Origin of the sequence: Streptomyces albospinus (genome assembly GCF_014648695.1) — a bacterium.
In the GTDB taxonomy this organism is placed as follows: domain Bacteria; phylum Actinomycetota; class Actinomycetes; order Streptomycetales; family Streptomycetaceae; genus Streptomyces; species Streptomyces albospinus.
The window spans coordinates 98,795-104,049 of the sequence record NZ_BMRP01000021.1; the positions used below are offsets into that span (position 1 = coordinate 98,795).

Here is a 5,255-nt window from a genome sequence, read left to right on the forward strand (position 1 = left end):
GCTGCTCGCCGCGGTCTCCGCCGGCCGCGGGGTGGTCTCCTGGCTCACCGAGCTGGCCGCACACCGTGCCAGTGCGGCGGTCAAGTCCGAGCTGCGGATGCGGCTGATCGAGCGGGCGGCGCTGCTGGGGCCGGGGGCGGCGGTTCGCCGGGCGGCGGGCGGCGCGGGCGGCAGCGCGGAGAGCGGCGCGCACGCCGGCACCCTGGAGATGCGTACCGGGGAGCTCACCACCCTCGCGACCCGCGGTATCGACGCCCTGGACGACTACTTTGCCCGCTATCTGCCGCAGTTGGGGCTGGCGGTGGTCGTCCCTGTAGCGGTGCTGGCCCGGATCGTCACCGGTGACTGGATCTCCGCGCTGACCATCGTCATCACCCTGCCGCTGATCCCGCTCTTCATGATCCTCATCGGCTGGGCCACCCAGTCGCGGATGGACCGCCAGTGGCGGCTGCTCGCCCGGCTGTCCGGGCACTTCCTCGACGTCGTCGAGGGGCTGCCGACCCTCAAGGTCTTCGGCCGCGCCAAGGCCCAGGCCGCCTCCATCCGTGCCATCACCGGCGAATACCGCCGGGCGACCCTGCGCACCCTGCGCATCGCCTTCCTCTCGTCGTTCGCCCTGGAACTCCTCGCCACCATCTCCGTGGCGCTGGTCGCGGTCGGCATCGGCATGCGCCTGGTGAACGGCGAACTCGACCTCTATACGGGGCTGATGGTGCTGGTGCTGGCCCCCGAGGCGTATCTGCCGCTGCGGCAGGTGGGCGCGCAGTACCACGCCGCGGCCGAGGGGCTGTCCGCGGCGGAGGAGATCTTCGCCGTGCTGGAGACCCGGCCGCGGACGCCCGGTACCGCGCCCGCGCCCGCGGGCACCGCGCTGACCGTCGACGGCCTGGTGGTCCGGCACCCTGGACGTGCCGCCGACTCGCTGCCGGAGACCTCGTTCGAGGTCCGGCCCGGTGAGACGGTCGCCCTGGTCGGCCCGTCGGGCGCCGGCAAGTCCACGCTGCTGAGCGTGCTGCTCGGCTTCACCGCACCGTCCGAGGGGCGGGTCCTCGTGGACGGCCAGGACATCGCGACGCTCTCCCCCGAGAGCTGGCACGGCCGGATCGCCTGGGTGCCGCAGCACCCGCACCTCTTCGCCGGCACCATCGCCGAGAACGTACGGCTGGCCCGGCCGGACGCGGACGACGCGGCGGTGCGCACCGCCCTGGAGGACGCGGGCGCGCTGGACTTCGTCGATGCGCTGCCCGAGGGCCCGGCCACCCGGCTCGGCGAATCCGGCGCCGGGCTCTCCGCGGGCCAGCGGCAGCGCCTGGCGCTCGCCCGTGCCTTCCTGGCCGACCGCCCGATCCTGCTGCTGGACGAGCCCACCGCGAACCTGGACGGCGAGACGGAGGAGGCCATCGTGGCCGCCGTCCGCCGGCTCGCGGTCGGGCGTACGGTCCTGATGGTCGTACACCGGCCGGCGCTGCTGGCGGTGGCCGACCGGACGGTGCGGCTGGCGTGTGCCGCGACCGCGGGCACGGTGGAGACCGCCGCGGCTCCGGACTCCGGCTCCGATTCCGGGTCCGTTCCGGTCCGGGCGGCGGCTCCCGAGGCCGTGCGCGAGGACGCGGTGAACGGTTCCGCCCGTGGTCCGGCGCTGCGCCGGCTGCGGCGGACGGCCGGCGCCCGCCGGTCGCGCTTCGCGCTCGCCCTGCTGCTCGGGAGCCTCGCGCTGGGCAGCGCGGTCGGTCTGATGGCGACCTCCGGGTGGCTGATCTCGCGGGCCTCGCAGCAGCCGCCGGTGCTGTATCTGATGGTGGCGGTGACCGCGACCAGGGCGTTCGGCATCGGGCGTGCGGTCTTCCGGTACGCCGAGCGGCTGGTGGCGCACGACGCGGTGTTCCGGATGCTCGCCGACGTACGGGTGGCGGTGTTCCGGCGGCTGGAGCGGCTGGCTCCGGCCGGCCTCAAGGAGCGGCGCCGCGGTGATCTGCTGTCGCGGCTGGTGGCGGATGTCGACGCGGTGCAGGACTACTTCCTGCGCTGGCTGCTGCCCGTCGGGGCGGCGCTGCTGGTCGGTGCGGGCACGGTCGGGTTCACCGCCTGGCTGCTGCCCGGGGCCGGGGTGGTCCTCGCGGTCGGGCTGCTGCTCGCGGGTGCCGGGGTGCCGGTGCTGTCGGGCGTGCTGGCCCGGCGGGCGGAGCGCCAACTGGCGCCGGCCCGCGGGGTGCTGTCCACCCGGGTCGTCGATCTGCTCACCGGGACGGCCGAGTTGACGGTGGCCGGTGCCATCGGGTCGCGGACGGACGCGGTGCGGCGCGCGGACCGGGATCTGACCCGGATCGCGTCCCGCTCGGCGGCGGCGGCCGGGGCAGGCGCGGGACTCTCGGCGCTGCTGTGCGGGCTGACCGTCGTCGCCGCGGCCGTGGTCGGCGTCCAGGCGGTGCACGCGGGGCGGTTGGAAGGGGTGGCGCTGGCCGTCGTCGTGCTCACTCCGCTCGCCGCGTTCGAGGCGGTGGCGGGGCTGCCGCTCGCCGTGCAGTACCGCCGCCGCACCCGGCACGCCGCCGAGCGGGTCTTCGAGGTGCTGGACGCCCCGGCGCCGGTCAGCGAACCGGCCGCGCCCGCCACCGTTCCCGACGCACCCTTCCCGCTGGCCGTACGGGACCTGACCGCGCGTCACCCCGGGCAGGACCGGCCGGCGCTGGACGGTGTCGGGTTCACGCTGCCGGCCGGTCGCCGGCTCGCCGTCGTCGGCTCGTCGGGCTCCGGCAAGACCACGCTCGCGCAGCTGCTGCTGCGCTTCCTGGACCGGGAGTCGGGGACGTACACCCTGGCCGGGACGGACGCCGAGGCGCTGGACGGGGACGCGGTGCGGCGGCTGGTCGGGCTGTGCGCGCAGGACGCGCACCTCTTCGACAGCTCGCTGCGGGAGAACCTCCGGCTGGCGCGCCGGGACCCGGCCCGGGGCCCGGCCGATGACCGGGATCTGTGGGACGCGCTCCGCCGGGCGCGGCTGGCGGACTGGGTGCGCGGGCTGCCCGACGGGCTCGACACGATGGTCGGCGAGCACGGTGCCCGGCTGTCCGGTGGCCAGCGGCAGCGGCTGGCCCTGGCCCGTGCGCTGCTCGCGGACTTCCCGGTGCTGGTCCTGGACGAGCCCGCCGAACACCTCGACCTGGCCACCGCCGACGCGCTGACCGCCGATCTGCTGGCCGCGACCGAGGGCCGTACGACGGTTCTGATCACGCACCGGCTCACCGGCCTGGACGCGGTCGACGAGGTCTTGGTCCTGGACCGGGGCCGGGCCGTGCAGCGCGGCGGATACGCGGAGCTGGCCGCGGCCGACGGCCCGTTCCGGCGGATGCTGGAGCGCGAGCGGGCGGTGGATGCGGCATATCCGCAGATGGTGGCGCCCGGCGACCGCCGGGCCGCGGTCGACGGCGCCGCCCTGGCGCCGGCCCAGTAGCGGCCGTGCCCGCATAACTGGACTTTCCTCGGAAATGCGCCCTTATTAGGCTCGGGGCATGTCAGCCACGGCAGGAACTCCGTCGGACCCCGCGCGCCTCGGGGGCCTCGACACGAGTCCCGACCCCATGGACGCCGCCACCGAGGCCACCCGCAGCCTCCAGGGGCTGTCGTCCGAGCTGACCGCGCGGGTGCCGCAGTTGCTGGAGGCGATGCGTACGGTCGGCGCGGGGCTGGACCTGCACATCACGCTGGACCGGATCGTGGAGACCGCCGCCGAACTCGCCGACGCGCGCTATGCCGCGATCGGGATCATCGACGACGCCCGCGAGGGGCTGTCGGACTTCGTCACCTACGGCGTGACCGCGGAGCAGCACCGGCGGATCGGTGCGCTGCCCGACGGCCACAAGGGCCTGCTCGGCGCGCTCATCCACGAGCCGAAGGCGCTGCGGCTCGCCGACCTCACCCAGGACTCCCGGTCGGCGGGATTTCCGCCGGGGCATCCGCCGATGCGCACGTTCCTGGGGGTGCCGATCCGCGTCCAGGGCGAGATCTTCGGCAATCTCTATCTGACCGAGAAGCGCGGCGGGGAGTTCAGCGAAGAGGATCTGCACATGGTGCGGGTGCTCGCCACCGAAGCCGGTATCGCGATCGGCAACGCCCGGCTGTACGCGGCGACCCGCCAGCGGGAGCGGTGGATCGACGGTTCGGTGGCGGTGACCACCGAACTTCTCGCCGGCAGCGATGTCGACGAAGCGCTCGCGGTGGTCGCCGAGCAGGCCAGGAAGCTGGCGGATTCGGCGGCCGGCATCGTGCTGCTGCCCGATGAGGAGGGCGGCCTGGAGATCGTCGCGGTGTCCGCGGACGACCCCACCGGGATCATGGGCACACAGATCCCGCCCGACAGCCCGGTGGCCGAGCAACTCCTCGCGGGGGAGCCGGTGTTCGTGGACGACTCGGCCAGCGATCCGCGGATGGTCACGGCCATCGCACCGCGCTTCGGCCCGAGCATGATGCTGCCGCTCAAGAGCGGTGGCCGGGTGCTCGGCACGCTCGCCACACCGCGGGGCCGTGGGGGACGCCCGTTCACCGCCGCCGAGCGGACGCTCGCGACCCAGTTCGCGGCGCAGGCCGCACTGGCGCTGGTGCTGGCCGACGCCCAGCGCGACCGGGAGCGGCTCGCGGTCTACGAGGACCGCGACCGGATCGCCCGTGATCTGCACGACCTCGTCATCCAGCGGCTGTTCGCGACGGGGATGATGCTGGAGACGGCGCAGCGCCGATCCGAGGTACCGGAGGTGGCGCGCGGCGTCGGCAAGGCCGTCGATGAACTCGATGTGACCATCCAGGAGATCAGGACCGCGATCTTCGCCCTCCAGCAGGGCCCGGCCGAGGCGCCGTCGGGGCTGCGCACCCGGGTGCTGCGCGAGATCGGCACCGCCGCCGTGCCGCTCGGCTTCCAGCCGTCGGCGCACTTCATCGGTCCGGTCGACGCCCGGGTCGGCGAGCTGACCGGAAAGAACCTGATCGCCGCGCTGCGCGAGGCACTGTCGAACGCCTTCCGGCATGCGGCGGCATCGCGGATCGAGGTGGTGGTCGACGCGACGGTCACGCTGCCGGACGGCGCCGACGGCGTCCGGCTGACGGTCGCCGACGACGGCGTCGGTATCGCGGAGGGAGGCCGCCGCAGCGGGCTCAAGAACCTTGCCAAACGAGCCGAGTCGCTGGGCGGATCGAGTACCTACGGCCCGGGGCTGGGCGAGGACGGCACCGGGACGATGGTGATGTGGGAAGCGCCGCTCTGA

At 74.6% G+C, this 5,255-nt stretch carries 2 protein-coding genes; both read left to right on the top strand.

Features of this window, described 5'->3' with window-relative positions:
* The coding region (cydC, locus tag IEZ17_RS26330; RefSeq protein ID WP_229852642.1) for a thiol reductant ABC exporter subunit CydC at positions 1-3,451 on the top strand (3,451 nt) is incomplete at its 5' end.
* A 127-nt stretch (positions 3,452-3,578) separates the two neighbouring features.
* Positions 3,579-5,255: a sensor histidine kinase gene (locus IEZ17_RS26335; protein WP_189304299.1), complete on the top strand. Its 1,677-nt coding sequence runs from the start codon at positions 3,579-3,581 to the stop codon at positions 5,253-5,255.